The following is a 26,668-nucleotide window of genomic DNA, read 5'->3' on the forward strand; positions in this document are numbered from 1 at the left end:
GCTCTCCTGTGCCGGGAATGCCCGATCCGTGAAAACTGCCACGGGTAAAACGCGGGTTCAGAGAATGATAGGCGCCCGAATGAAAGGCTGCAGAAAGTCGAACGGCCGGTGATGCCGGCCGTCGGTTGGGGGATTTTTACGTGGTGGCCGGTTACTTTAGCCGGCGCTCGACGCCTTTCTCGACGAGGATCTTGGCGGAGATCTCCTCCACCGAGAAATGCGTCGAGTTGATGTAGGCGATGTTCTCGCGGCGGAACAGGTTCTCCACCTCGCGAACCTCGAACTCGCACTGGGCGAAGCTGGCGTAGCGGCTGTTGGGCTTGCGCTCGTGGCGGATGGCGGTGAGCCGGTCCGGATCGATGGTCAGGCCGAACAGCTTGTGCTTGTAGGGCTTGAGCGCGTTGGGCAGTTGCAGGCGCTCCATGTCTTCTTCGGTCAGCGGGTAGTTCGCCGCGCGGATGCCGTATTGCAGGGCCATATAGAGGCAGGTGGGCGTCTTGCCGCAGCGCGAGACGCCGACCAGGATCAGGTCGGCCTTGTCGTAGTAGTGGGTGCGGGCGCCGTCGTCGTTGTCGAGGGCGAAGTTCACCGCATCGATCCGCTCCATGTAGTGCGGGTTATGGCCGATGCTGTGGGATTTTCCGACGGAATACGACGAGTCTGAGGATAATTCTTGCTCGAGCGGGGACAAAAAGGTCGAGAAGATGTCAATCATGAAACCGTTGGATTGCGCCAGGACCGAGCGGATCTCACGATTGACGATGGTATCGAAGATGATCGGTCTTGCCCCGTCCGCCTCCGCAGCCCGGTTGATTTGCTGTACCATGACGCGCGCCTTTTCTTCGGTATCGATGTAAGGTCGTGTCAGTTTGGTGAAGTTGATGTTCTCGAACTGCGCCAGAAGGCTCTGGCCGAGGGTTTCGGCAGTGATGCCGGTGCCGTCGGAGATGAAGAATGCAGTTCGTTTCATGTGCGCTGCGGGCCTTATAGGTAGGATCGAATCCTGGTTATGATAGGCCCCGCGTTTGCAAGGCCCTTTGCCGGGGCATTCTCACCCATTTTTCCGGCTCCGGCCAGACAGGGTGGGGCCGCACCGACTTGTATGACCTTTTCCAACACTTAGTGGAGAGATCACCTTGGTAGAGTACGTAGTTTCCCTCGATAAGCTCGGCGTCCACGATGTCGAACATGTGGGGGGCAAGAACGCATCCCTGGGCGAAATGATCAGCAACCTCGCCGGTGCCGGCGTTTCCGTACCGGGTGGCTTCGCCACTACCGCCCAGGCCTACCGTGACTTCCTCGACCAGAGCGGCCTGAACGATCGCATCCACGCGGCCCTCGACGCCCTGGACGTGGACGACGTCAACGCCCTGGCCAAGACCGGCGCGCAGATCCGCCAGTGGGTGATGGACGCCGAGTTCCCCGAGCGTCTGGATGCCGAGATTCGCAAGGCCTTCGCCGAGATGGCCGGCAGCAACGACAACATGGCCGTGGCCGTGCGTTCCTCCGCCACTGCCGAAGACCTGCCGGACGCTTCCTTCGCCGGCCAGCAGGAGACCTTCCTGAACATCCGCGGCGTGGACAACGTGATCCGCGCGGCCAAGGAAGTCTTCGCCTCCCTCTTCAACGACCGTGCCATTGCCTACCGCGTCCACCAGGGCTTCGACCACAAACTGGTCGCCCTGTCCGCCGGCGTGCAGCGCATGGTCCGCTCGGAAACCGGCACCGCCGGCGTGATGTTCACCCTGGACACCGAATCCGGTTTCCGTGACGTGGTGTTCATCACCGGCGCCTACGGCCTCGGCGAGACCGTGGTGCAGGGCGCGGTGAACCCCGATGAGTTCTACGTCCACAAGCCGACCCTGGAAGCTGGCCGCCCGGCCATTCTGCGTCGCAACCTGGGCAGCAAGGCAATCAAGATGATCTACGGCGACGAAGCCAAGGCCGGAAAATCGGTCAAGGTGGTCGACGTGGAGAAGGCCGACCGCGCCCGCTTCGCGCTGTCCGACGCCGAAGTGACCGAACTGGCCAAGCAGGCCCTGATCATCGAGAAGCACTACGAGCGTCCGATGGACATCGAGTGGGCCAAGGACGGTGACGACGGCAAGCTGTACATCGTGCAGGCCCGTCCGGAAACCGTTAAGAGCCGTTCCAGCGCCAACGTGATGGAACGCTACCTGCTCAAGGAAAAAGGCAAGGTCCTGGTCGAAGGCCGCGCCATCGGCCAGCGCATCGGCGCCGGCCCGGTGAAGGTGATCCACGACGTTTCCGAGATGGACAAGGTCCAGCCGGGCGACGTGCTGGTCTCCGACATGACCGACCCGGACTGGGAACCCGTGATGAAGCGCGCCAGCGCCATCGTCACCAACCGTGGCGGCCGCACCTGCCACGCCGCGATCATCGCCCGTGAACTGGGCATCCCGGCAGTTGTCGGCTGTGGCAACGCCACCGCGGCGCTGAAGGATGGCCAACGCGTGACCGTATCCTGTGCCGAAGGCGATACCGGCCTGATCTACGAAGGCGAGCTGGGCTTCGACGTCCGCCAGAACTCGGTCGACGCCATGCCCGACCTGCCGTTCAAGATCATGATGAACGTCGGCAATCCGGATCGCGCTTTCGATTTCGCCCAGCTGCCGAACGAAGGTGTGGGCCTTGCCCGCCTGGAATTCATCATCAACCGTATGATCGGCGTGCACCCCAAGGCGCTGCTGAACTTCGCCAGCCTGCCGGCGGACATCAAGGAAAGCGTCGAGAAGCGCATCGCCGGTTACGACGATCCGGTCGGCTTCTACGTCGAGAAACTGGTCGAGGGTGTCAGCACCCTGGCCGCCGCTTTCTGGCCGAAGAAAGTCATCGTGCGTCTGTCGGACTTCAAGTCCAACGAATACGCCAACCTGATCGGCGGCAAGCTCTACGAGCCGGAAGAAGAGAACCCGATGCTCGGCTTCCGTGGCGCCTCGCGCTACATCAGCGAATCCTTCCGTGACTGCTTCGAACTCGAATGCCGCGCGATGAAGAAGGTCCGCAACGAGATGGGCCTGACCAACGTCGAGCTGATGGTGCCGTTCGTCCGTACCCTCGGCGAAGCCTCCCAGGTCGTCGACCTGCTGGCCACCAATGGCCTCAAGCGTGGCGAGAACGGCCTGCGCGTCATCATGATGTGCGAGCTGCCGTCCAACGCCCTGCTGGCCGACGAGTTCCTCGAGTTCTTCGACGGCTTCTCCATCGGCTCCAACGACCTGACCCAGCTGACCCTGGGCCTGGACCGTGACTCGGGCATCGTCGCGCACCTGTTCGACGAGCGTAACCCGGCGGTGAAGAAGCTGCTGTCCAATGCCATCCAGGCGTGCAACCGCGCCGGCAAGTACATCGGCATCTGCGGCCAGGGCCCGTCGGACCACCCGGATCTCGCCAAGTGGCTGATGGAGCAGGGCATCGAGAGCGTGTCGCTGAACCCCGACTCGGTCCTCGACACCTGGTTCTTCCTCGCCGAAGGCCAGTCCTGACGGTTCCTTCTCCATCCTGAGAAGGGCGGGTGATTTCACCCGCCCTTTTTTATGCAAGCGATTCCATGCAAAGCAGCAGTCAACTCTTCCCCGTCGCGCTAGTCAGCGCGGAATTGCGCGGCGACCTCACCGAGGACGTCTACCGCCTCAAGCCGAACAACAGCCCGGACTCCAGCGTCGAGCTGGCGGTCACCCGTCTCGGTCGCCCCGAAGGGCGGCGTGGCGTGCCGGTGATCCTGTTGCACGGCAGCTTCTCCAACCGCCGCTTCTGGTTCTCGCCCAAGGGTATTGGCCTGGGTGCGTATCTGGCGCGTGCCGGCTTCGATGTCTGGATCGCCGAGATGCGCGGGCATGGCCTGTCGCCCCGTAACGCTGACTACGATCGCAATCGTGTCGCCGACTACGCACGTTTCGACCTGCCGGCCATTGCCAATTTCGTGGTCGAGCAGAGCGGCCAGGCGCCGCATTGGGTCGGGCACTCTCTGGGCGGCGTCACCCTGGCTGCCGCGCTGGGCGGCGGCTACCTGAATGAGCAGCAGGCCGCCAGCGCGGCGCTGTGCGGTAGCCAGATCAGCCGTACCTACTGGCCGCTGAAGCTACCGCCCGTGGCCTGGGGCGGGCGCTTGCTGCTCAAACGCATGGGTGGGCTGTCCGGTTCGCGCCTGAAACGCGGGCCGGAGGACGAGCCGCTGGGGCTCGCCCTGGAGGCCCTGCACTGGTACAGCCTGTTCGGCCGCTTCGGCGAGAAGGACAACGACTGGTGGGGCGGTTTGCAGAAGGTTTCCCTGCCGGTGCTGGCCATCGGCTCCGATGGCGATATCCAGGACCCGGCCTGGGCCTGTCGCAAGTTGCTGGAGCAGTTCGGCTCCGAGATCCGGCAGTTCCTGCACCTGGGGCGGCGCCAGGGCTTCTCGGAAGATTTTGGTCACATCGAGATGCTGATCAGCAAGGGCGCCCAGCGTGAGGTCTGGCCACTGCTGCAATACTGGCTGGAGCACAGCGGCTTGCCGGAAGGGCAGGGCGCTCTGGCGCAGGCTTGAGCTTGGCGTGGCAGGGAGTAGACTGTGACGCCATTGCGGCTTTCGGTCACATCCAGGCCTGAAACCCTGCCGGATTTCATCAAGAGGAGCTTCTCCATGCATTACGTCACCCCCGATCTGTGCGATGCCTACCCGGAGCTGGTCCAGGTCGTCGAGCCGATGTTCAGCAACTTCGGCGGACGGGACTCCTTCGGTGGCGAGATCGTCACCATCAAGTGCTTCGAGGACAACTCGCTGGTCAAGGAGCAGGTCGAGAAGGATGGCAAGGGCAAGGTGCTTGTGGTCGACGGCGGCGGCTCGCTGCGCCGTGCACTGCTGGGTGACATGCTGGCCGAGAAGGCCGCCAAGAGCGGCTGGGAAGGCATCGTGGTGTACGGCTGCATCCGTGACGTCGACGTGATCGCGCAGACCGATCTGGGCGTGCAGGCGCTGGCCAGCCACCCGATGAAGACCGACAAGCGCGGTATCGGCGACCTCAACGTGGTCGTGACCTTCGGCGGCATCACCTTCCGCCCGGGCGAGTTCGTCTATGCCGACAACAACGGCATCATCGTCTCGCCTAAAGCGTTGAAAATGCCGGAATAATTCGAACCTTCCAGCTGAAGTTCGGGTCAATGCCGGGAGCGAAAGCTTCCGGCATTTTTCATGGGGCCTCGCGCAAGCGACCTTGAGCGAAGGAAAAGGGCATGCAGCAGTACGAGAGCGGCACGGAACGCGGACTGATCGACGGCTTCGTGCTGGATGGCCACGGTGGTGGTCGGCGGATCACCCGCAGCGAGTTGCCGCTGCTGGATCTCAAGCCCGAGGAGAGCCTCTGGGTGCACTGGGACCGAGGTGTGCCCGAAGCCCAGTCCTGGCTGCGCGAGTCCAGCGGTCTGAACGAATTCGCCTGCGACCTGCTGCTGGAAGAGGCCACCCGCCCGCGCCTGGTCGACCTGGGGGGCGAGCGCCTGCTGCTGTTTCTGCGCGGGGTCAACCTGAACCCCGGCGCGGTGCCGGAGGACATGGTCTCGCTGCGGGTCTATGCCGAGTCGCAGCGGGTGATTTCCCTGCGTCTGCGTCCGCTCAAGGCGGTCGCCGACCTGCGCGCCGACCTGGATGCCGGTACCGGCCCGAAGACGGCCTCGGAAGTGGTGCTGTACCTCGCCCACTACCTCACCGACCGCGTCGATACCCTGATCGGCGGCCTCGCCGATCAGCTCGATGCGATGGAGGAGGCCATCGAGGAAGACGAGCGCAGCATTCCCGACCAGCACCAACTGCGCACCCTGCGGCGACGTGCCGCGGGGTTGCGCCGTTACCTGGCGCCGCAGCGGGAAATCTACTCGCAGATGGTCCGGTTCAAGGCGTCCTGGACGGTGGCCGACGACGCCGACTACTGGAACGAGCTCTACAACCGCCTGACCCGCAACCTGGAAGAACTGGAGCTGGTGCGCGAGCGCATCAGCCTGATCCAGGAAGCCGAACATCGTCGAATTACCGAGCGGATGAACCGCACCATGTACCTGCTTGGTATCATTACCGGCTTTTTCCTGCCCATGAGCTTCGTGACCGGTCTCCTGGGCATCAACGTCGGCGGCATTCCCGGCTCCAGCGCGCCCTACGGCTTCGCCGTGGCCTGCCTGGTGATCCTCGGGATAGTGGCTTTCCAATGGTGGATATTCCGCCGCATGCGTTGGCTCTAGGTGTGACTTTTGAGGTGGTGGGGGCGTCAAGCACCTCACACAGGCGAGGTGCGTATGCACGACCCATTTGAAGAATCCTTGCGCGATCTGCTGCGAATGCCCCCGGAACAGCCGGGAGACGATTCGCGCTTGGATCGCGTCCTGAAGACCGCCAACCGCCAGGTTGGCGCGGGCGATCTGTTCAGCCTGATGGGGCACTGGTTCCAGGCCCTGTCCATTGGCGTGAGCCGTGGCGCCGCGCACCTTGCACCCGTCTCGCGCCACGCGCAGAATTCCGCCCCTTCCGCTGACAAGGCCGACTGAACATGCAATTCGACATCTGGACGCAAAGCCTGCTCACCGCCATGAACACCCTGTGGGGCAAGCTGGCCGGGTTCATCCCGAACCTGCTCGCCGCGCTGGTGATCGTGCTGCTCGGCTTCGTCGTCGCCAAACTGCTCGATGCGCTGCTCTCCAAGCTGCTGGCCAAGCTCGGCCTGGACCGCCTGATGGCGGGTACCGGCCTGACCAAGCTGCTGGCCCGCGCCGGCATCCAGGTGCCGGTCTCGACCCTGATCGGCAAGATCATCTACTGGTTCGTGCTGCTGGTATTCCTCGTCTCCGCGGCGGAGTCCCTCGGTCTGCAGCGCGTCTCGGCCACCCTGGACATGCTCGCGCTGTACCTGCCCAAGGTGTTCGGCGCGGCGCTGGTGCTGATCGTCGGCATCCTGCTCGCCCAACTGGCCAACAGCCTGGTGCGCGGCGCTGCCGACGGCGTCGGGCTGGAGTACGCCAACGGCCTGGGCCGCGTGGCCCAGTGGCTGGTCATCATCATCAGTATCTCGGTGGCCATCGGCCAGCTCGAGGTCAAGACCGACCTGCTGAACTACATCATCGCCATCGTGCTGATCACCATCGGCCTAGCTGCCGCACTTGCCCTGGGCCTGGGCAGCCGTGAGGTGGCAGGGCAGATCATCGCGGGCATTTACGTGCGGGAGCTGTATCAGGTCGGACAACAGGTGAAAGTGGCTGATGTCGAAGGCATCATCGAGGAAATTGGTACCATCAAGACTATCCTGCTGACAGACGAGGGTGAGCTGGTGTCGATCGCCAACCGCATCCTGCTCGATCAGCGTGTAACCAGTCGCTGAAGATGATGACCGATTACCGGTACGGCTTCTGTAAAGCCGCGCCGGACGCTGACTTGACCTGGCCCGACCCGACTTGAACAAGCCGCAATCACTGTCCTTGCGCTATGACCCGCGCCAGCTCACCGACGAGGAGCTGGTGGAGCGTTCCCACGAGGAGCTCTACCACGTGACGCGGGCTTATGAAGAGCTGATGCGCCGCTACCAGCGCACGCTCTTCAACGTCTGCGCGCGCTATCTGGGCAACGACCGGGACGCCGATGATGTGTGTCAAGAGGTCATGCTCAAGGTGCTGTATGGTCTGAAGAACTTCGAGGGAAAGTCGAAGTTCAAGACCTGGCTGTACAGCATCACTTACAACGAGTGCATTACCCAGTATCGGAAGGAACGGCGCAAACGCAGATTGCTTGATGCGCTGAGTCTGGATCCAGTCGAGGAAGCCTCTGAAGAGAAGGCTCCGAAAGTCGAAGAACGGGGTGGGCTAGACCGCTGGCTAGTTCATGTCAATCCCATTGATCGGGAAATCCTCGTGCTTCGATTTGTTGCGGAACTGGAGTTCCAGGAGATCGCCGACATCATGCACATGGGGCTTAGCGCCACAAAGATGCGCTACAAACGTGCACTCGATCGAATGAGAGAAAAGTTTTCGAATGTGACGGAATCTTAGTCCGGGAAATATTGTCTCTCTGTTTGGCAAGTTCTGATAAACTTGCCACCCAAGTTGTACGGCCTATGGTTAGGACAACTTATTGACCACCAAGATGGGGATTTAACGGATGAAACTGAAGAACACCTTAGGCGTCGTAGTTGGCTCGCTGATCGCCACCGCCGCTGTCAATGCCTTCGCTCAAGGCCAGGGCGCCGTCGAAGTCGAAGCATTCGGCAAGCGCTACTTCACCGACAGCACCCGCAACATGAAGAACGCGGACCTGTACGGCGGCTCCGTTGGTTACTTCCTGACCGACGACGTCGAGCTGGCTCTGTCCTACGGTGAGTACCACGACGTACGTGGCACCTACGAGACCGGCAACAAGAAGGTCCATGGCAACCTGAGCACTCTGGACGCCATCTACCACTTCGGCACCCCGGGTGCTGGCAACCTGCGTCCGTACGTTTCCGCCGGCGTTGGTCACCAGAGCCTGACCAACATCAACTCCGACAACGGTGGTCGTCAGAACCTGACCATGGCCATGGTCGGTACCGGTCTGAAGTACTACTTCACCGAAAACTTCTACGCCAAAGCCAGCCTCGACGGCCAGTACGGCCTGGAGAAGCGTGACAACGGTCACCAGGGCGAGTGGATGGCTGGCCTGGGCGTCGGCATGAACTTCGGCGGCGGCGCCAAGCCGGCCCCGGCTCCCGAGCCGGTTGCTGAAGTCTGCTCCGACTCCGACAACGACGGCGTCTGCGACAACGTCGACAAGTGCCCGAACACCCCGGCCAACGTCACCGTTGACGCCAACGGCTGCCCGGCTGTTGCTGAAGTCGTTCGCGTTCAGCTGGACGTGAAGTTCGACTTCGACAAGTCCAAGGTTAAAGAGAACAGCTACGCTGACATCAAAAACCTGGCTGACTTCATGAAGCAGTACCCGTCCACCTCCACCACCGTTGAAGGCCACACCGACTCCGTCGGCACCGACGCCTACAACCAGAAGCTGTCCGAGCGTCGTGCCAACGCCGTTCGTGACGTACTGGTCAACGAGTACGGTGTTGAAGGCGGCCGCGTAAACGCTGTTGGTTACGGTGAGTCCCGTCCGGTTGCTGACAACGCAACCGCCGAAGGCCGCGCTGTTAACCGCCGCGTAGAAGCCGAAGTGGAAGCCCAAGCCAAGTAATTGGTCTGAGCTGACGAGAAAAACCCGGCCTAGGCCGGGTTTTTCTTTGCCTGCAGGAAAGTGAATCTCAGGCGGTGCGGGCCAGAATTGCCTGCTGCGCAGCGGCGGCGACTTCGCCGATCACCAGGATTGCCGGGCTCTTCAGGGAAAAACTCTGGGCGTCTTCCAGCAGGTCGCCCAACTGGCTGCGGTATTCGCGTTGGGCGGGCAGGGATGCGTTCTCGATCATCGCCACCGGCGTGCCGGCCGCCATGCCGCCTTCGAGCAGTCCGTCGCGGATTTCCGCCAGTTTCGCCACGCCCATGTACACCACCAGCGTTGTTCCGCCTTCGGCCAGGCCGCGCCAGTTCAGCGGGCTGTCGTCCTGGGTGTGCGCGGTCACCAGAGTCACGCCTCGGCTGATGCCGCGCAAGGTTACGGAGATGCCGCACTGAGTCGCTGCGGCCAGCCCGGCAGTGATGCCGTTGACCAACTCGCAATCGATACCCCGCGCAATCAGCCAGTCAGCTTCTTCGCCGCCACGGCCGAAGATGCATGGGTCGCCGCCTTTCAGGCGTGCGACGCGGCGCCCCTGGCGGGCGTAGCGCAGCATCAGGCGGTGGATAAAGTCCTGCGGGGTGGAGCGGCAGCCGCCGCGTTTCCCGACCCCAATCACTCGCGCCGAAGGGCAGTGCTCCAGCACCGCCGGGTTCACCAGGTCGTCGATGAGCACCACGTCGGCCTGAGCCATGGCCCGGACGGCCTTCAGGGTCAGCAGTTCCGGGTCGCCGGGGCCGGCGCCGATCAGCCAGACTTTTCCACTCATGTCGTTCTCCTCAGGCTGCCGTCTTCGCGGCTTGATTCAGGCGGTAGCGGCCAGTGGCTTCTGAGCCAGCAGGCGCTTGATTTCCGGTACGCAGGAGCCGCAGGCGGTCCCGCACTTGAGTTCGCATTTGAGGCCTTCCAGGTCCAGGCCCTTGTCGATCCCGGTCTGGATGCGGCTCTGGCTGACGTTCAGGCAGTTGCACAGCGTCTTGTCCGTTGCCGCGCCGGCTTTACCCGGGGCGGCGCTCAGCGGGGCAAGCAGCCAGCGGCGCAGCTCCTGATCGGCGCGGCCTTCCTTCCACAATTCGCGCAGCCACGCGCGGGCGGCGGTTTCGCCAGCCAGGCGCAGCGAGACGATTCGCGATTGTTCGATACGCACGCGTTTGCCGACGGTGCGGCGCGGGTCGTCATAGGCCATGACCGGACCGTCGCCGAGGTCGAGCAGGGCGTCGATGCGGGCCAGCCAGTCCGCGCTGGGCGCTTCGTGGTGTGCGGCACGGATCACCAGTGCCGGGCGTTCACGGCCGGTGGGGCTGAAGCTGGCGTAGCGCAGGTCTTCGAACAGCGGGCGCAGGGCGTCGAAGCGTTTCTGCACCTCACCTTCCACCAGCGCGAAGAACTGCCAGGGCAGCTCGATGCGGCTGACTTCCACCGTGGCGTGTTTCAGTTCGGGCTGACGCGACAGAGGATCCACCGCCGGCAGGGTCAGCACGTTGATGCCCAGGCCCTTGAGGAAGCGGTCGCCCCAGTGCATCGGCAGGAAGGCCTGGCCGGGACGCAGGCGGTCGTCGGCTTGTACCGGCAGCACCAGTTCGCCACGGCGGCTGTGCAGGCGAACCAGTTGGCCGTCGCTGATGCGCCGGCGTCGCAGCTCGTCCGGGTGCAGGCCGAGCACGGCCTCTTCCACATGGCCGAACAGTTGCGGCGCGGTGCCGGTGCGGGTCATGCCGTGCCACTGATCACGCAGGCGGCCGGTGTTGAGGATCAGCGGGTAACGTGCATCGCGCTTTTCCTTCGGTGCTCGGTAGGGCTCGGCGATCAGCCGCGCGCGGCCATTGATGGTGGCGAACTGTCCGTCGCCATACAGGCGTTCGGTGCCTCGGGTAGCGCCGGTGCGGAAGGGCCACTGCTGCGGTCCACGTGTGTCCAGCAGGGCGTAGTCGACGCCGGACAGGTCGAGATCACGATCACGGGTCAGCAGCTTGTATTCGTCGAACAGCGCGGACGGCGAATCGAAGTCGAACAGGCTGTTTTCGTCGGGGCGCAGGCGCTGCTCCAGGCGGCGGGCGAAGTCGCAGACGATGTTCCAGTCCGCCCGTGCTTCGCCGATGGCCGGGATGGCCGGGCGCACGTGGCTGATGCGGCGTTCGGAGTTGGTCACCGTGCCTTCCTTCTCGCCCCAACTGGCGGCCGGCAGCAGCAGGTCGGCGTACTGGCAGGTCTCGCTGGTGGTGAAGGCTTCCTGGACGATGACGAAGGGGCAGGCGGCCAGGGCTTCGCGCACGCGGGTCTGGTCCGGCAGTGATTGGGCCGGGTTGGTGCAGGCGATCCACAGGGCCTTGATGCGCCCGTCGCGTACTGCGTCGAAGAGTTCGATGGCGCTCAGGCCGGGGTTCTCCGGCAGTTGTTCGACACCCCAGTAATCAGCCACTTCGGCACGGTGTTCGGCGTTGGCCGCCTCGCGGTGGCCGGGCAGCAGGTTGGACAGGCTGCCAGTCTCGCGGCCGCCCATGGCATTGGGTTGGCCGGTGAGGGAGAAGGGGCCGGCACCGGGTCGGCCGATCTGCCCGGTGGCCAGGTGCAGGTTGATCAGCGCACTGTTCTTCGCGCTGCCGGCGGTGGACTGGTTCAGCCCCATGCACCAGAGCGAGAGGAAGGAGGGCGACTGGCCGATCCACTGGGCCGCGCGCTGCAGGTCATCGACGGCGATGCCGCAGATTTCCGCCACGGCCAGCGGACCGTAGTCCCGCACCAGGGCCTTGAGTTCATCCAGGCCGTCGGTGTGGGCGTCGATGAAGGCGCGGTCGGTCCAGCCTTCCCAGAGCAGGATGTGCAGGATGCCGTGGAACAGCGCGACGTCGGTGCCGGGCAGGATCGCCAGGTGCAAATCGCCCGCCTCGGCGGTGTCGGTGACGCGCGGGTCGATGACGATCAGCTTCATCTCCGGGCGACGTGCGCGGGCCTCTTCCAGGCGGCGGAACAGCACTGGGTGGGCATAGGCCATATTGCTGCCGGCGATCATCACGCAGTCGGCCAGCTCGATGTCCTCGTAGCTGCAGGGCGGGGCGTCGGCGCCCAGGCTGCGCTTGTAGCCGACCACTGCCGAGGACATGCACAGGCGGGAGTTGCTGTCGATGTTGTTGGTGCCGACCAGGGCGCGGGCGAGCTTGTTGAAGGCGTAGTAGTCCTCGGTCAGCAGTTGGCCGGAGACGTAGAAGGCCACGCTGTCCGGCCCGTGCTCGCGGAGGGTTTCGGCGAAGACGCCGGCGGCATGCTCCAGTGCGGTGTCCCAGTCGGTGCGGGCGCGTGACAGTCCCTTGCCCAGGCGCAGCTCCGGGAATTGCGCACGGGCGTCTGCGTCGCCGGTGAGGTGCAGGGTCGAGCCCTTGCTGCACAGGCGGCCGAAGTTGGCCGGATGCTGCGGGTCGCCCTGCACGCCGAGGATGCGCTCGTCGTCGTGCTCGATCAGTACACCGCAACCCACGCCGCAGTAGCAGCAGGTGGATGCGGTAGTGCGACGGTTGTGGGTCATGGCGCAGCCTCGCTCTGAATCGGAAGCAGGGAAATCAATCGCAGGGGGATCAGGCGCAGTGGGCGAGGTTGTCGCGCAGGGCCAGCAGCACACGGCCATCTACGATCTTCACCTCGTGGCGATGGGCGCAGCCCTGGTCGGGGGCCACGGCCTCGCCGCTGGCCAGTTCGATCTGCCAGTTGTGCAGCGGGCAGGCCACGCGCTTGCCGTAGATCAGGCCCTGGGACAGCGGGCCGCCCTTGTGCGGACAGCGGTCGTCGAGGGCGAAGACCTCGTCATCGGAGGTGCGGAAGATCGCGATGTCGCCCTTGGGGCCGGCGATGACGCGCGAGCCCAGCGGGTTGATGTCGTCCAGGGCGCAGATGTCTAACCAGTTCATGGGGTGTCTCCGGCAATCGGGTAGTAGGGGCCCCGGTGGCGGGGCCCGGCGGGCACTCAGGCGGGTTCCAGCTGCTTGAGGGGAATCCGTTCGAATTCCTTCTTCAGCGGCTGCTGGGCGATGCGCTCCTGCCACGGGTCCTGCTCCAGCGACAGGGAGAACTGCAGGCGGGCGTTGAGCGCCTTGCGGTTGTCCGCGTCTTCCAGCACGGCCTTCTTGATGCGCTCCATGCCGACGCGCTGCAGGTAGTGCACGGTGCGTTCGAGGTAGAAGGCTTCCTCGCGGTAGAGCTGGAGGAAGGCGCCGCTGTATTCGCGGACTTCGTCGGAGGTCTTGAGCTTGACGAAGAATTCCGCCACCTCGGTCTTGATCCCGCCGTTGCCGCCGATGTACAGCTCCCAGCCCGAATCCACACCGATGATGCCGATGTCCTTGATGCCGGCCTCGGCGCAGTTGCGCGGGCAGCCGGAGACCGCCAGTTTGACCTTGTGCGGCGACCACATGTTGAACAGGTCGTGCTCGAGGTCGATGCCCAGCTGGGTCGAGTTCTGCGTGCCGAAGCGGCAGAACTCGCTGCCGACGCAGGTCTTCACGGTGCGGATGGATTTGCCGTAGGCGTGGCCGGAGGGCATGTCCAGTTCCTTCCATATCGCCGGCAGGTCATCTTTCCTGATACCCAGCAGGTCGATGCGCTGGCCGCCGGTGACCTTCACCATGGGCACCTGGTACTTGTCGGCGACGTCGGCGATGCGCCGCAGTTCGGCGGCGTTGGTGACGCCACCCCACATGCGCGGGACTACCGAGTAGGTGCCGTCCTTCTGGATGTTGGCGTGGGCGCGCTCGTTGATCAGGCGCGACTGCGGGTCGTCCTTGGCTTCGCCCGGCCAGGTGGAGATCAGGTAGTAGTTCAGCGCCGGGCGGCAGGTGGCGCAGCCGTCCGGGGTGCGCCAGTCCATGAAGCGCATGGCGCTGCTCAGGGTGATCAGGTGATGGTCGCGGATCGCCTGGCGTACCTGGCCGTGGTTGAGGTCGCTGCAGCCGCAGATGGCCTTTTCGCTCTTGGGCTTCACGTCCGCCGCGCCGCCCACGGTGCTGATCAGAATCTGCTCGACAAGCCCGGCGCAGGAGCCGCAGGAGCTGGCGGCCTTGGTGTGCTTCTTTACCTCGTCGACGCTGAACAGGCCATTCTCCTGGATCGCCTTGACGATGGTGCCCTTGCACACGCCGTTGCAGCCGCAGACTTCGGCGGTGTCGGGCATGTTCGCTGCGCTGTTCTGGCCCTGGTGGCCGACGTCGCCGATGCTGCTCTCGCCGAACATTAGGTGGTCGCGGATTTCGCCGACGTTGTGGTTCTCGCGGATCTGCCGGAAGTACCAGCCGCCGTCGGCGGTATCGCCGTAGAGGCAGGCACCGACCAGCACGTCGTCCTTGATCACCAGCTTCTTGTACACGCCGCCGATGGGATCGGAGAGGGTGATGGTCTCGGTGCCTTCGCCACCCATGAACTGGCCGGCGGAGAACAGGTCGATGCCGGTGACCTTGAGCTTGGTGGAGGTCACCGAGCCCTGGTAGCGGGCGAAGCCGAGCATGGCCAGGTGGTTGGCGCAGACCTTGGCCTGCTCGAACAGCGGTGCTACCAGGCCATAGGCGATGCCGCGGTGGCTGGCGCATTCGCCCAGGGCGTAGATGCGCGGGTCATAGGTCTGCAGGGTGTCGTTGACCAGGATGCCGCGGTTGCAGGGCAGGCCGGTCTTCTCCGCCAGTTCGGTGTTGGGGCGGATGCCGGCGGCCATCACCACCAGGTCGGCGGCGATCACTTCGCCGTCCTTGAAGCGGATGGCGCAGACGCGGCCGCTGCCGTCGTCGATCAGTTCTTCGGTGTGGGTGTTCAGGCGGAAGTTGATGCCGCGTGATTCCAGCGCTTCCTGCAGCAGCTTGCCGGCGGTGCGGTCCAGTTGGCGCTCCAGCAACCAGTCGGAGAGGTGTACTACGGTGACGTCCATGCCGCGCTGCTTGAGGCCGTTGGCCGCTTCCAGGCCGAGCAGGCCGCCGCCGATGACCACCGCGTGGCTGTGGGTGCCGGCGGTGTCGATCATGGTCTGGGTGTCGGCGATGTCGCGGTAGCCGATCACGCCCTGCAGGCGGCTGCCCGGCACCGGCAGGATGAAGGGATTGGAGCCGGTGGCAATCAGCAGTCGATCGTACTCGGCCTCGGTGCCGTCTTCGGCATAGACCTTGCGGCGATGGCGGTCGATGCGGGTGACCTTGCGGTTGAGCAGCAGGCGGATGCCGTTCTCGCTGTACCAGTTGAGGTCGTTGAGGACGATGTCCTCGAAGGCCTGCTCGCCGGCCAGTACGGGGGAGAGCAGGATGCGGTTGTAGTTGGGGTGGGGCTCGGCGCCGAACACGGTGATGTCGTAGAGGTCCGGTGCGATCTTCAGCAGTTCTTCCAGGGTCCGCACACCGGCCATGCCGTTGCCGATCAGTACGAGCTTGAGCTTTTTCATGTCAGGGCTCCGTCACGCAAAGCTGAAACACGGAAAACAAAAAAGGCGTCCCGCCGGTTACCCAGCGAGGACGCCTTTGTCCAAGTCCCGATCGATCGGGAAGTGCGAGCCTCTTCGTTGAGGGACGCGCTTTTGTAGATTGTTGAAACGGTTATTGCAGGGGCTGTGCCAACTTTCTCGGCCCGCGGTTTTCGGGGCTTTCGGCTGGCCTGTTCTGCCGGTTGGCCTTTTTGCTGCACTGTGGTGATGCGTTCTGAACCGATCTGGTGCGCCTTCAGCCCCCGTGCAGCAGCCAGAGCAGCAGCCCCAGGTTGATCGCCAGCGAGGCCAGGGCGACGCCGCGCCAGACCCGCAGCGGTTCGCGTTCCAGCAGCGGGCGTGGGCGCGGCGGTGCCTGGCGTTCACCTTGTTCCAGGGCGAGCAGGCATTCTTCGGCGGTTTCGAAGCGCTGTTGCGGTTGGGCGGCGATCAGCTTTGCCAGCCAGTCGTCCAGCCAGGTTGGCACATCCGGGCGATAGCGGCTGGCCGGTGCGGGCGTGCCGAAGCGCGGATGCTGGAAGGCTTCGATCTCGCCATAGGGGTAGTGCCCACAGAGCAGGCGGTAGAGCGTGACGCCGGCCGCATAGAGGTCCTGGCGGGCTTCCGGCGCGGCACCCTGGAAGGATTCCGGTGCGAGGTAGCTGGGGGTGCCGGGCAGCGCGTGCGGGTCTTCCTGCGACAATCCCGGGCAGTAGGCCAGGCCGAAGTCCAGCAGGCGCAGCTCGCCATCATCGGCCCAGTGCAGGTTTTCTGGCTTGATGTCGCGGTGCAGGATGTTGCGCCGGTGCAGCTGGCCCAGGCCGCGCAGCAAGCGCTGGGCGAGGTCCAGCCAGTCGGGCAGGTTCAACGGGCCGTTGAGTTTCAGGTGCTCCTCCAGGGTCTGCCCCGGGTACTCGCGCATCACGTAATACAGGTGCTGGCGTTGCGGCAGGCTGTGCAGTTCGGGGAAGTAGCGGCCCTGCACGCGGCGCAGGAACCACTCCTCCAGCAGCAGCGCCTGGGCGGCTTCCGCGGAGTCGCGCAGTGCCGGCGGCAGGGTCTTGAGCAGCCAGGGGCGGTTCTGCCGGTCGCGCACGCGGTAGATCAGCGATTGGCGCGATTGCGCCAGTCGGCCTTCCACCTGCCAGCCTTCGAACTCCTGGTCGTCCCGCAGGGCGGGCGGCGCGGGCCAGTGGTCGAGCTGGGCGAGGGCGTCGCCGAGGCTCGCAGGCGGCAGTTCGTCCACCTGCAGGAGTAGGGCGCTGGCGTTGTCCTGGCTGCCGGCCAGGTGGGCGGCGCTGACCAGTGCGTCGGCGCAGGCCTGCAAGCTCTGTGCGTCCTCCAGCAGGCGCTGGATGGCGCTGTCGCCAAGAGCAGCCCAGATGCCGTCGCTGACCAGCAGGAAGCTCTGTCCGGCTTCCAGTTCGCCGTCGCAGTAGTCCACTACCAGATGCTGGTCGAGGCCCAGTGCGCGCTTGAGGACGTGTTGCATGCCGGGTTGTTCCCAGACGTGATCCTGGGTCAGGCAATCCAGAATGCCGGCGTGCCAGCGGTACAGGCGGCAGTCGCCGACATGGGCGAGGGTGAAGCGCCGGCCCCGCAGGACCAGCGCGGTGAGGGTGGTGAGCAGCGGCTGGCCGCCGCCGTTGGCTTGCAGCCAGCGGTTCTGCGAGATCAGCAGGCGGTCGAGGGCCTGGGCGACGGCCCAGGTCTCGGGGGTGGCGTAGTAGTCGGCGGCCAGCGCCTGCAGGCTCAGGCGCGCGGCCAGGCCGCCGTCGGCGCAGTGGCTGACGCCGTCGGCGATGGCGAACAGGTGCCCCTTGCTGGCGGCCAGCCCGGCGGGCGGGGTGACCACCCGCAGGGCATCCTGGTTCTCGTCGCGCGGGCCGGTGGCGCTGGCCTGGGCGAAGCTCAGGCGCAGCTCCTGGTAGGAGCGAGCTTGTGACCCACAGGGATGTGGGGAATGCCGAATTTTGTCGGGAACAAAATCGGCCTCGCGAATCGCAGTGGAAGGTTCGCGAGCAAGCTCGCTCCTGCTGGTCATGGCTACACCCGCGCCGCTGTGACGGCTGCGCTGCCCCAGGTGGTGCGCCAGCGGGCTTTCACCGCGTGCAGGCCGAACCAGGCCAGTACGCCGAGGCTGGCGAACAGCCAGAGGCCGATCTGGTAGTCGCCGGTGGCCTGCTTGATCGCGCCCAGGCCCGCCGTCAGGCAGAAGCCGCCGATGCCGCCGGCCATGCCGATCAGGCCGGTCATCACGCCGATGGTCTGGCGGAAGCGCTGCGGCACCAGCTGGAACACCGCACCGTTGCCCGCGCCGAGGCTGAGCATGGCGACCACGAAGAGGCTCAGCGCCGCCACCGCGCTGGGCAGGTGGAAGCCCACGGCGGCGATGCAGATCGAAGCGACGGTGTACATCACCAGCAGGCTGCGGATACCGCCGATGCGATCGGCCAGGGCGCCGCCCAGGGGGCGCATCAGGCTGCCGGCAAAGACGCAGGCGGCGGTGTAGTAGCCGGCTTTCACCGGGTCGAGGCCGTACTGGTCGTGGAAGTAGCCGGGCAGGGTGCTGGCGAGGCCGAGGAAGCCGCCGAAGGTCACGCTGTAGAAGAACATGAACCACCAGCTGTCGCGGTCGCCCAGAGCCTTCAGGTAATCCGCCAGGGACTTCGCCGGCGGGCGCTCCGGGGCGTTGCGGGCGAGCAGGGCGAACACTACCAGGGTGGCCAGCAGCGGGATCAGCGCGAAGCCGAAGACGTTCTGCCAGCCGAAGGCGGCGGCGATGGCCGGGGCGAACAGCGCGGTGAGCACGGTGCCGGAGTTGCCGGCCCCGGCGATACCCATGGCCTTGCCCTGGTGCTGCGGCGGGTACCACTGCGAGGCCAGTGGCAGCGCCACGGCGAAGGAGGCGCCGGCCATGCCCAGCAGCACGCCGAGGATCATCGCCTGCTCCAGGCTGTGGATGCCCAGCCGCCAGGCTCCGAACAGCGCGCAGATGACGATCACCTGGCCGAGGATGCCGGCGGCCTTGGGCGACCAGCGATCGGCCAGCAGGCCCATGAGGAAGCGCAGGATGGCGCCGGAGAGGATCGGCGTGGCGACCATCAGCGCGCGCTGCTGGGTGGTCAGTTGCAGGTCGGTCGCGATCTGCACCGCCAGCGGGCCGAGGACGTACCAGACCATGAAGCTCAGGTCGAAATACAGGAAGGCGGCAAACAGGGTCGGCGCGTGGCCGGCTTTCCAGAAACTCGTGTTCATCGAACACCTCATCAGCAACGGTAGAGGAGCCCGGTCATGCGCCACTTGGCAGCCGCCGGGTTCGAGAAGGTCGTGGGGTCTGATGACGTTTTGACGCAAGCCGCGTTGCTGCGACAAATCACGCCAGGCTAGGCGCGGGATGCAGGAAATGGTCATTCCCTTTTCAAGTCCCGCAACGACGCATGGCGTGATTTGCCGCGCAACCCGAAGGGACGGGCCGCATTTTGCGCAGTGCTGCGTTACTCGTCGTTCATTTGGAATGACCAAACCACACTCCTCGCGCCTAACACTGCGCAAAATGCGGCGCCGTCGCGGTCGCGGCAAAACGTCATCAGACCCCAGTGCCCCTGCGCCGGGGCAAACGAAAAAGGCGTCGCTCCACCCACCGCACTGCGCGGGTGTGGATGCGACGCCTTTGTCGAAGTCGGGTAATCGCCGTTGATTACCATCGCCCTGTGCAGAGCAAGGCGCGGGCCAGGATGAGAAATCCCAGTCAGATCAAAGAGATGAGATGAGGGTCAGGACCGATGCTGATCCATCAAAGGGCGCGCCGTGCTGCGGCGTGCCCTGTACTGGAGCGTCAGGCGATCCAGTTGACGTTGGGGAAGGTGTCGCGGAAGGCCTCGGGGATCGGCACGACCTTGCCGGCCTTGTAGTCGAAGAACACGAAGCCCGACTTGGCCATGGCTACCAGGGTGTCGTCGGCCGGGCGGGTGATGCGGAAGATGATGTCGCCGCCGTACTTGTTGAAGTCCATCACGCCGACCTCGAAGAGCAGCTGGTCGCGCGCGTGGGCCTCGGCGCGATAGGTGGTGGCGAGGTCGGTGACGATGATGCCGGTCTCGCGGATGCCGTAGTCGAACAGGAAGCGCGCGCGAGCTTCGGAGATCATCGAGATCATCGAATCGTTGCCCAGATGGTTGGCGCCGTTGATGTCGGTGACGCGGACGGTGAGCTTGGTTTCGTAGATGAAGAGTTCTTCGGGGAATTCCAGTTTCAGGCGGGCCATGGCGGTCTCGGTGACAAGGCAACGGGTAGTGCGGATGTGCCGCGCATTCTACGCGCAGTCGGCGCGCCCCGCGCCTCATCAGGCCAGTGAATGGCGAATCAGCGGTGCGCCGAGTTCAGGTGGAAGACGGTCACCCGCGCGCCCTCGCTGCTGTCGCCGTAGTTGTCGTTGATGTAGGCGCCGGCCTTGAAGTAGAGCAGTTGCTTGGACCAGGTGGTGCTGAGGATCTTGCGGTAGTAGTTGGCCCGGCCGTCGGAGGTCTCCACGCGGATCGCCAGGTTGCCCACCGAGGTGACGCGCAGGCTGTAGTTGAAGGTCTGGTCCAGGGCGATGTTGTCGATCAGCGGGACGTTGATGCTGGCGCTGTCGTCGGGGTGGTTGCGCACCAGGGCTTCCAGGCGTCCGCTCTCCAGGGTGGGCAGGTAGTGGTACTGCAGCTTGACCAGCGGCTCGCCGTTGCCGGTGTAGGGCGAGCGGCTGTGGATCTGGCCGATAATGATCTTGTTCTTCGAGGGCACCTGCTGGACGCTCATGGTCACGCGCAGCTCGTTGTCGCCCTGGGTGTAGTACCAGTTGGAAACCTCGCCGTTGGACAGAGTCTCGCGCAGCTCGCTGCGCGGGTAGACGCTGTCGGAGGTGTGCGAGCCGGTGACGGGCACCCAGAACACCACCTGGCTGCCGCCGCGCTGGAAGTAGCGGCTCTGGTAGCCCCGGGCGATCTGTTCGGTGGTGACTTCGGTGGGGCGCGGGTCGGTGGGAACGCTGAGGTTCCAGGTGGTGAGGTCGATCATGGGCTTGCCCTTGCTGAGCCGCGTAGGCGGCGAGGTCGGGTGGGCGCCGAGGTGCCTAGCCGGCGGCGGCCACTGCGATGCGCCATCGAACCCTGCCGATGACGCTCCTGGGGCCCGGCCAGAAGACCGGGCGGCCGCAGCATAGGGCGTTGCGGGCGAGGTGGGGGCCAGCTCGGCGGCTGGCGAAATGATCGCGCCTTGCCGCCGCTGGCCGTTGGCCGCCTCGCACTTTCAGCCGATTCGCACTTGCAGCCTCAGTGCCCGAGCATCTCGTGCATGGCGATGATCTGCTCGGCCACCTGCGCCAGCTTCTGCTGGCGGCCCATGGCTTGGCGGCGCATCAGGGTGTAGGCCTCTTCCTCGGCGCAGCCTTTCATTTTCATCAGCAGCCCCTTGGCCAGCTCGATGCGCTTGCGCTCGGCCAGCTGCATCTCGCGGGCCTGCAATTGGGCACGCAGGGCCTGGTCGCTCTCGAAGCGGGCCATGGCGACATCGAGGATCGGCTGCAGCCGCTCGGCCTGGATGCCCTCGACAATGTAGGCGCTGACCCCAGAGCGGATCGCCTGGCGCATCACCTGCGGGTCGTGCTCGTCGGTGAACATGACGATGGGGCGCGGCTGGTCGCGGCTGACCAGCACTACCTGCTCCATCACGTCGCGGCCAGGGGACTCGGTGTCGATGAGGATCACATCCGGATGCAGGGCCTCCACCCGTTGCGCCAGGTCGACCGTCAGGCCGGATTCGTCGATGACCTCGAAGCCGCTTTCCACCAGCGCAGCCTTGAGGCGCCCAACCTTCTTCGGGGTGTCGTTGATCAGCAGGACGCGCAGCATGCTCAACCTCGCTCCGCCAGGGCATTCAGCTCGAAGCTGCGGGCATAGCCGGCCGGGTCGCTGCCGTCCCAGAGGCGGCCGTCGATCAGGGTCGAGGTGCGCATCTCGGTGTCCGGAACGCTTGCGCCCACGGCGCTGGCCGCTTCGCGGTAGAGGTCGAGCTGCTGGACCTGGCGGGCGATGCCAAGGTAGTCGACGTCTTCGCGCAGCAGGCCCCAGCGGCGGAACTGGGTCATGAACCACAGCCCGTCGGAGATCCAGGGATAGGTGGCGTGGCCTTCATTGAAGAAACGCAGTGGATGCGCGTCCTGCCAGGCGTGACCGAGGCCGTCCTGGTAACGGCCGAGCAGACGCGGCTCGACGCTGGCGAGTGGGGCGTCGACGTAGTCTTCGCTGCTGATCAGTTGGGCGGCGCTGCGCAGGTTGTCTGCGCTGGCTTCGATGAAGCGGCTGGCGTCCAGCAGGCTCATGACCAGTGCGCGCGCGGTGTTGGGATATTCCTCGACGAAGGCGCGGGTGGTGCCCAGGACCTTCTCCGGGTGGTCCGGCCAGATCTGCTGGCTGGTGGCGAGGGTGAAGCCCATGCCTTCGTCCACCGCCAGCGCGCCCCAGGGGCCGCCGGCGCAGAAGCCGTCGATGCGCCCGGCCTTCAGGTGCTCGACCATCTGTGCCGGCGGCACCACCAGGCTGCGGACGTCTTGCAGGGGGTGGATGCCGTGGCTGGCCAGCCAGTAGTAGAGCCACATCGCATGGGTGCCGGTGGGGAATGTGTGGGCCAGGGTCAGTTGCGCACCGTTCTGGCGCACGTGGCTCTGCAGTGCCCCGGCAGAGGTCACGCCGTCGCGCATCAGTGGGGCGGAAAGATTGATCGACTGGCCGTTCTGGCACAGACCCATGAGCACGGCCATGTCGGTGGCCGGGGCGCCGCCCAGGCCCAGTTGCAGGTCATAGACGAGTCCGTAGAGGCATTGCGCCGCGTCCAGTTCGCCGCTGAGCAGGCGGTCGCGCAGGCCGGCCCAGGAGTTCTGCCGCTGCAGGTTGAGCGTCAGGCCGTAGGGCTGGCCGAAGCCCTGGGTCGCGGCTACCACCAGCGAGGCGGAGTCGGTAAGGGCCATGAAGCCCAGGTTAAGGGCTGTCTTCTCCGGGGCATCGGAGCCGGCCACCCAGGCCAGGCTGTCCGGCAGTGGGCTGGTGCTGTCGATCATCTCCACCTCTGAACTCACTCTCAATGCACGCTCAACGCAAAAGAATGGCGCCGTGCCGCCTGCCCCGAAGGGAGGTAGCCGCGACGCCATTGTCGATTGTTGATTGTCGGGCGCGATCCGCCGTTGGATCGCAGGTACGAGGAGTGGAGCAAGGGCTGTGCCAGCGCAGTGCGGAAAAAAAGAAGCCCCGCCATGGAGGGCGGGGCGCAGAGGAAGGGAGCGCACCTCTGGAGGGTTCCACAAGGGCACCTGAGCACGGATATCGGCAGGAGCCTGTCGTCCACCTTAGACCCGGTAGCCCGTGGCGCAACCGGTCAATAAGTATTAGGCCCATCGTTAGGGGCGGGCGGGAGCGCTCTGTTTCGGGGCCTGGAAAAGAAAAGCCCCGCACGAGGCGGGGCTTTTCATCACGCTAGGAGACTCAGACCTGGACGGCCGGGATCTTCGCGTTGGCAGCAGCTTCGCGGAACTCGGCGATCTGGTCGAAGCTCAGGTAGCGGTAGATGTCGGCAGACATGCTGTCGATATCCTTCGCGTAGGCCATGTACTCCTCGACGGTCGGCAGCTTGCCGATGATCGAAGCGACAGCGGCCAGCTCGGCAGATGCCAGGAACACGTCGGTGGCGTCGCCCAGACGGTTCGGGAAGTTACGGGTCGAGGTGGAAACCACGGTCGAACCGGTCTGTACGCGAGCCTGGTTACCCATGCACAGCGAGCAGCCCGGCATTTCCATGCGCGCGCCAGCCTTGCCGTAGATGCCGTAGTAGCCTTCTTCGGTCAGTTGGTGGGCGTCCATCTTGGTCGGCGGAGCCAGCCACAGACGGGTCGGAATGCCACCCTTGACCTTGTCCAGCAGTTTGCCGGCAGCGCGGAAGTGACCGATGTTGGTCATGCAGGAACCGATGAAGACTTCATCGATCTTGCGGCCTTCGACGCTGGACAGCAGACGGGCGTCGTCCGGGTCGTTCGGAGCGCAGAGTACCGGCTCCTTGACGTCGGCCAGGTCGATCTCGATGACCGCGGCGTACTCGGCGTCCTTGTCGGCTTCCAGCAGTTGCGGGTTGGCCAGCCAGGCTTCCATCGCTTGTGCGCGGCGCTCCAGGGTGCGGGCGTCGCCGTAGCCTTCGCCGATCATCCAGCGCAGCAGGGTGATGTTGGACTTCAGGTACTCGGCGATCGCCTCTTCCGGCAGCTTGATGGTGCAACCGGCAGCCGAACGCTCGGCGGAGGCGTCGGACAGCTCGAAGGCTTGCTCGACGGTCAGGTCGTTCAGGCCTTCGATCTCGAGGATGCGGCCGGAGAAGATGTTCTTCTTGCCCTTCTTCTCGACGGTCAGCAGGCCAGCCTGGATGGCGTAGTAGGGGATCGCATGGACCAGGTCACGCAGGGTGATGCCCGGTTGCAGCTGGCCCTTGAAGCGCACCAGAACCGATTCCGGCATGTCCAGCGGCATGACGCCGGTGGCAGCGGCGAAGGCTACCAGGCCGGAGCCGGCCGGGAAGCTGATGCCGATCGGGAAGCGGGTGTGCGAGTCGCCGCCGGTGCCGACGGTGTCAGGCAGCAGCATGCGGTTCAGCCAGCTGTGGATGATGCCGTCGCCCGGACGCAGGGAAACACCGCCGCGGGTCATGATGAAGTCCGGCAGGGTGTGGTGGGTCTTGACGTCGATCGGCTTCGGATAAGCAGCGGTGTGGCAGAAGGACTGCATCACCAGGTCGGCGGAGAAGCCCAGGCAAGCCAGGTCTTTCAGCTCGTCGCGGGTCATCGGGCCGGTGGTGTCCTGGGAACCGACGGTGGTCATCTTCGGTTCGCAGTAGGTGCCCGGACGTACGCCCTGGCCTTCGGCCAGACCGCAGGCGCGGCCAACCATCTTCTGGGCGAGGGTGAAGCCCTTGCCGCTGTCGGCCGGCGCTTCCGGCTTCTTGAACAGGTCGGAGGCAGGCAGACCCAGCTCGGCGCGGGCCTTCTCGGTCAGGCCGCGGCCAACGATCAGCGGGATACGGCCGCCGGCGCGGACTTCGTCCAGCAGAACCGGGGTCTTCAGCTCGAAGGTGGTGACCACTTCGCCGCTGTCATGACGGGTGACCTTGCCTTCGTACGGGTACACGTCGATGACGTCGCCCATGGCCAGGTTGGTGCAGTCGAATTCGATCGGCAGGGCGCCGGCGTCTTCCATGGTGTTGTAGAAGATCGGGGCGATCTTGGTGCCGAAGCAGAAACCGCCGCCGCGCTTGTTCGGCACGTAGGGGATGTCGTCGCCGAAGAACCACAGCACCGAGTTGGTGGCGGACTTACGGGAAGAACCGGTACCGACCACGTCACCGACGTAGGCAACCGGGAAGCCCTTGGCCTTGACCGCTTCGATCTGCTTCAGCGGACCGACGGAGCCCGGCTGGATCGGCTCGATGCCGTCGCGGGCCATTTTCAGCATGGCCAGGGCGTGCAGCGGGATGTCAGGGCGCGACCAGGCGTCCGGAGCGGGGGACAGGTCGTCGGTGTTGGTTTCGCCGGGGACCTTGAACACGGTCAGGGTCAGCTTCTCGGCGACGGCCGGACGGGCCTTGAACCACTCGCCTTCGGCCCAGGACTGCAGCACGGACTTGGCGGCGGCGTTGCCTTTCTTGGCGCGCTCGGCGACGTCGTGGAAGGCGTCGAACATCAGCAGGGTGTGCTTCAGTTGCGCGGCGGCGACTTCGGCCAGCTCGGCGCTGTCCAGCAGCTCGACCATGGTGGTGATGTTGTAGCCACCCTGCATGGTGCCCAGCAGCTCGAGGGCGCGGGTCTTGGAAAGCAGCGGGGAAGTGGCTTCACCCTTGGCGACGGCGGACAGGAAACCGGCCTTGACGTAGGCAGCTTCGTCCACGCCCGGCGGTACGCGGTTGGTGATCAGGTCGAGGAGAAATTCTTCTTCGCCGGCCGGCGGGTTCTTCAGGAGTTCGACCAGACCAGCGGTCTGTTCGGCGTTCAGCGGCTGGGGCACGACGCCCTGGGCGGCACGCTCTTCTACGTGTTTGCGATAGGCTTCAAGCACAGTATTTCCCTCATCAGTGGTCCCGGAGGACGCGTATCCAGGAGACCCCTCCGATCCATTCGTCAGGCATGGTGGACGGTAATCCACTGACCTACGACGGCACCGGCGATCTCCGGGCAGAAGCTGTTTTCAAAGTTTTACGCCGGGGGGCCAGGGACTGATGGGGCTGGGCGCTTGAGGGAGGCGCCCAGACCGCGCGGCTGCCGGAATCTGTGCTTCGTGACGCTTTGAAAACAGCTTCTTTCGGACAATGACGCCAAAAAGGCGCAGCCATTCTAATGGAATTAATGGGCCTTGGTAAGCCGATTTGCGTGGCGCCCGAGGGTGATCTTGCCTAGACAAAGGGCTAACATGCCCGCTTTGCCAGCTATCTGTTCAGCCATGTCTTCGCAACGCATCAAAACCCCCTGTGTCGGGCTCTGCTCGACGGTCTATGGCGACCTGGTCTGCCGTGGCTGCAAGCGCTTCCACCACGAGGTGGTGAACTGGAACCGCTACGGCGACGAGGAGAAGCGGGCGGTGCTGAGCCGTCTGGAGATCCTGCTGACGCAGGTGATGATGGCCAAGCTGGAGGTCTTCGATGCATCCCTGCTGCGCAGTCAGCTGGAACAGCGGCAGATCCGCTTCGTGCCCGAGCAGTCGCCCTATTGCTGGGCCTACCAGCTGATCGCCCGCGGCTCGCGGATGATCAATCAGGTTGAAGCCTACGGTCTGGCGTTGCTGCCGGAGTTCCGCGAATGGCCGCTGCCGGACCTGCGCGACGCCATCGACAAGGAGTTCTTCATCCTTTCCGAGGCGCATTACGAGCGCTATATCGCCCCGAGCTTCCTGGCTGAGGCGCTGGAGTCGCGGGTCTGATCGCCGCCGCGCAATAAGAAAGCCGCCCGA

At 65.0% G+C, this 26,668-nt stretch carries 21 protein-coding genes; 9 read left to right on the forward strand and 12 right to left on the reverse strand.

Annotated features, from left to right (window positions below; all coding sequences use genetic code 11):
• Positions 1–151: 151 nt before the first annotated feature.
• Positions 152–970: a posphoenolpyruvate synthetase regulatory kinase/phosphorylase PpsR gene (gene ppsR / locus IB275_RS10585; protein WP_017516884.1), complete on the reverse strand. Its 819-nt coding sequence runs from the start codon at positions 968–970 to the stop codon at positions 152–154.
• Positions 971–1,136: 166 nt separating this feature from the next.
• On the opposite strand from ppsR, the gene ppsA reads away from it, so the two are divergent.
• The 8 genes from ppsA to IB275_RS10625 all read left to right on the forward strand — a co-directional run bounded on the left by ppsA (position 1,137) and on the right by IB275_RS10625 (position 9,193).
• Positions 1,137–3,506 (forward strand): phosphoenolpyruvate synthase, encoded by a 2,370-nt coding sequence (gene ppsA, locus IB275_RS10590; protein WP_081516449.1) that lies wholly within the window; start codon positions 1,137–1,139, stop codon positions 3,504–3,506.
• A 65-nt stretch (positions 3,507–3,571) separates the two neighbouring features.
• Positions 3,572–4,546 carry an alpha/beta fold hydrolase gene (locus IB275_RS10595; RefSeq protein WP_192295414.1) on the forward strand — a complete coding sequence of 325 codons (975 nt, stop codon included), beginning with the start codon at positions 3,572–3,574 and terminating at the stop codon, positions 4,544–4,546.
• Between the two features lie 96 nt (positions 4,547–4,642).
• Complete coding sequence (gene rraA, locus IB275_RS10600) at positions 4,643–5,131, forward strand: ribonuclease E activity regulator RraA (RefSeq protein ID WP_192295415.1); 489 nt, start codon at positions 4,643–4,645, stop codon at positions 5,129–5,131.
• A gap of 101 nt (positions 5,132–5,232) precedes the next feature.
• Positions 5,233–6,231, forward strand: a complete 999-nt coding sequence (gene cmaX, locus IB275_RS10605; protein WP_081516451.1) for a divalent cation transporter CmaX — start codon at positions 5,233–5,235, stop codon at positions 6,229–6,231.
• Between the two features lie 54 nt (positions 6,232–6,285).
• A complete protein-coding gene (locus IB275_RS10610) occupies positions 6,286–6,534 on the forward strand; it encodes a hypothetical protein (RefSeq protein ID WP_017516812.1) in 249 nt (82 codons plus the stop codon).
• A gap of 2 nt (positions 6,535–6,536) precedes the next feature.
• Positions 6,537–7,361 carry a mechanosensitive ion channel family protein gene (locus tag IB275_RS10615; protein ID WP_045208529.1) on the forward strand — a complete coding sequence of 275 codons (825 nt, stop codon included), beginning with the start codon at positions 6,537–6,539 and terminating at the stop codon, positions 7,359–7,361.
• 73 nt (positions 7,362–7,434) lie between these two features.
• Complete coding sequence (gene sigX, locus IB275_RS10620) at positions 7,435–8,025, forward strand: RNA polymerase sigma factor SigX (protein WP_045208526.1); 591 nt, start codon at positions 7,435–7,437, stop codon at positions 8,023–8,025.
• Positions 8,026–8,134: 109 nt separating this feature from the next.
• Complete coding sequence (locus IB275_RS10625; protein ID WP_045208524.1) at positions 8,135–9,193, forward strand: OmpA family protein; 1,059 nt, start codon at positions 8,135–8,137, stop codon at positions 9,191–9,193.
• A 67-nt stretch (positions 9,194–9,260) separates the two neighbouring features.
• On the opposite strand, the gene cobA is transcribed toward IB275_RS10625, so the two are convergent.
• The 11 genes from cobA to acnB form a co-directional block, all read right to left on the reverse strand.
• Positions 9,261–9,998, reverse strand: a complete 738-nt coding sequence (cobA, locus tag IB275_RS10630; RefSeq protein WP_192295416.1) for a uroporphyrinogen-III C-methyltransferase — start codon at positions 9,996–9,998, stop codon at positions 9,261–9,263.
• Positions 9,999–10,034: 36 nt separating this feature from the next.
• The gene (locus IB275_RS10635; protein ID WP_192295417.1) at positions 10,035–12,749 is read right to left on the reverse strand and encodes a nitrate reductase; all 2,715 of its coding nucleotides are present in this window, start codon (positions 12,747–12,749) and stop codon (positions 10,035–10,037) included.
• Positions 12,750–12,798: 49 nt separating this feature from the next.
• The gene (nirD, locus tag IB275_RS10640; protein ID WP_192295418.1) at positions 12,799–13,128 is read right to left on the reverse strand and encodes a nitrite reductase small subunit NirD; all 330 of its coding nucleotides are present in this window, start codon (positions 13,126–13,128) and stop codon (positions 12,799–12,801) included.
• A 56-nt stretch (positions 13,129–13,184) separates the two neighbouring features.
• Entirely contained in the window at positions 13,185–15,635 is a 2,451-nt protein-coding gene (nirB, locus tag IB275_RS10645) for a nitrite reductase large subunit NirB (protein ID WP_138216351.1), read from the reverse strand.
• 274 nt (positions 15,636–15,909) lie between these two features.
• The gene (locus tag IB275_RS10650) at positions 15,910–17,697 is read right to left on the reverse strand and encodes a bifunctional protein-serine/threonine kinase/phosphatase (protein ID WP_225601937.1); all 1,788 of its coding nucleotides are present in this window, start codon (positions 17,695–17,697) and stop codon (positions 15,910–15,912) included.
• A gap of 2 nt (positions 17,698–17,699) precedes the next feature.
• A complete protein-coding gene (locus IB275_RS10655; protein WP_192295419.1) occupies positions 17,700–18,911 on the reverse strand; it encodes a nitrate/nitrite transporter in 1,212 nt (403 codons plus the stop codon).
• A 580-nt stretch (positions 18,912–19,491) separates the two neighbouring features.
• Positions 19,492–19,920 (reverse strand): thioesterase family protein, encoded by a 429-nt coding sequence (locus tag IB275_RS10660; RefSeq protein ID WP_138216348.1) that lies wholly within the window; start codon positions 19,918–19,920, stop codon positions 19,492–19,494.
• A 98-nt stretch (positions 19,921–20,018) separates the two neighbouring features.
• On the reverse strand, positions 20,019–20,711 hold the full coding sequence (locus tag IB275_RS10665) for a polysaccharide lyase family 7 protein (protein WP_192295420.1): 693 nt from the start codon (positions 20,709–20,711) through the stop codon (positions 20,019–20,021).
• A gap of 254 nt (positions 20,712–20,965) precedes the next feature.
• Complete coding sequence (locus tag IB275_RS10670) at positions 20,966–21,544, reverse strand: ANTAR domain-containing response regulator (protein ID WP_192295421.1); 579 nt, start codon at positions 21,542–21,544, stop codon at positions 20,966–20,968.
• 2 nt (positions 21,545–21,546) lie between these two features.
• A complete protein-coding gene (locus tag IB275_RS10675; RefSeq protein ID WP_192295422.1) occupies positions 21,547–22,749 on the reverse strand; it encodes a CmpA/NrtA family ABC transporter substrate-binding protein in 1,203 nt (400 codons plus the stop codon).
• A 421-nt stretch (positions 22,750–23,170) separates the two neighbouring features.
• On the reverse strand, positions 23,171–25,780 hold the full coding sequence (gene acnB, locus IB275_RS10680; protein WP_151186560.1) for a bifunctional aconitate hydratase 2/2-methylisocitrate dehydratase: 2,610 nt from the start codon (positions 25,778–25,780) through the stop codon (positions 23,171–23,173).
• 381 nt (positions 25,781–26,161) lie between these two features.
• Between acnB and IB275_RS10685 the strand changes: the two genes are divergently transcribed.
• Complete coding sequence (locus IB275_RS10685) at positions 26,162–26,638, forward strand: DUF1289 domain-containing protein (protein WP_138216343.1); 477 nt, start codon at positions 26,162–26,164, stop codon at positions 26,636–26,638.
• Positions 26,639–26,668 lie beyond the last annotated feature (30 nt).

The organism is Pseudomonas sp. PDM21 (assembly GCF_014852505.2).
Classification (GTDB): Bacteria; Pseudomonadota; Gammaproteobacteria; order Pseudomonadales; family Pseudomonadaceae; genus Pseudomonas.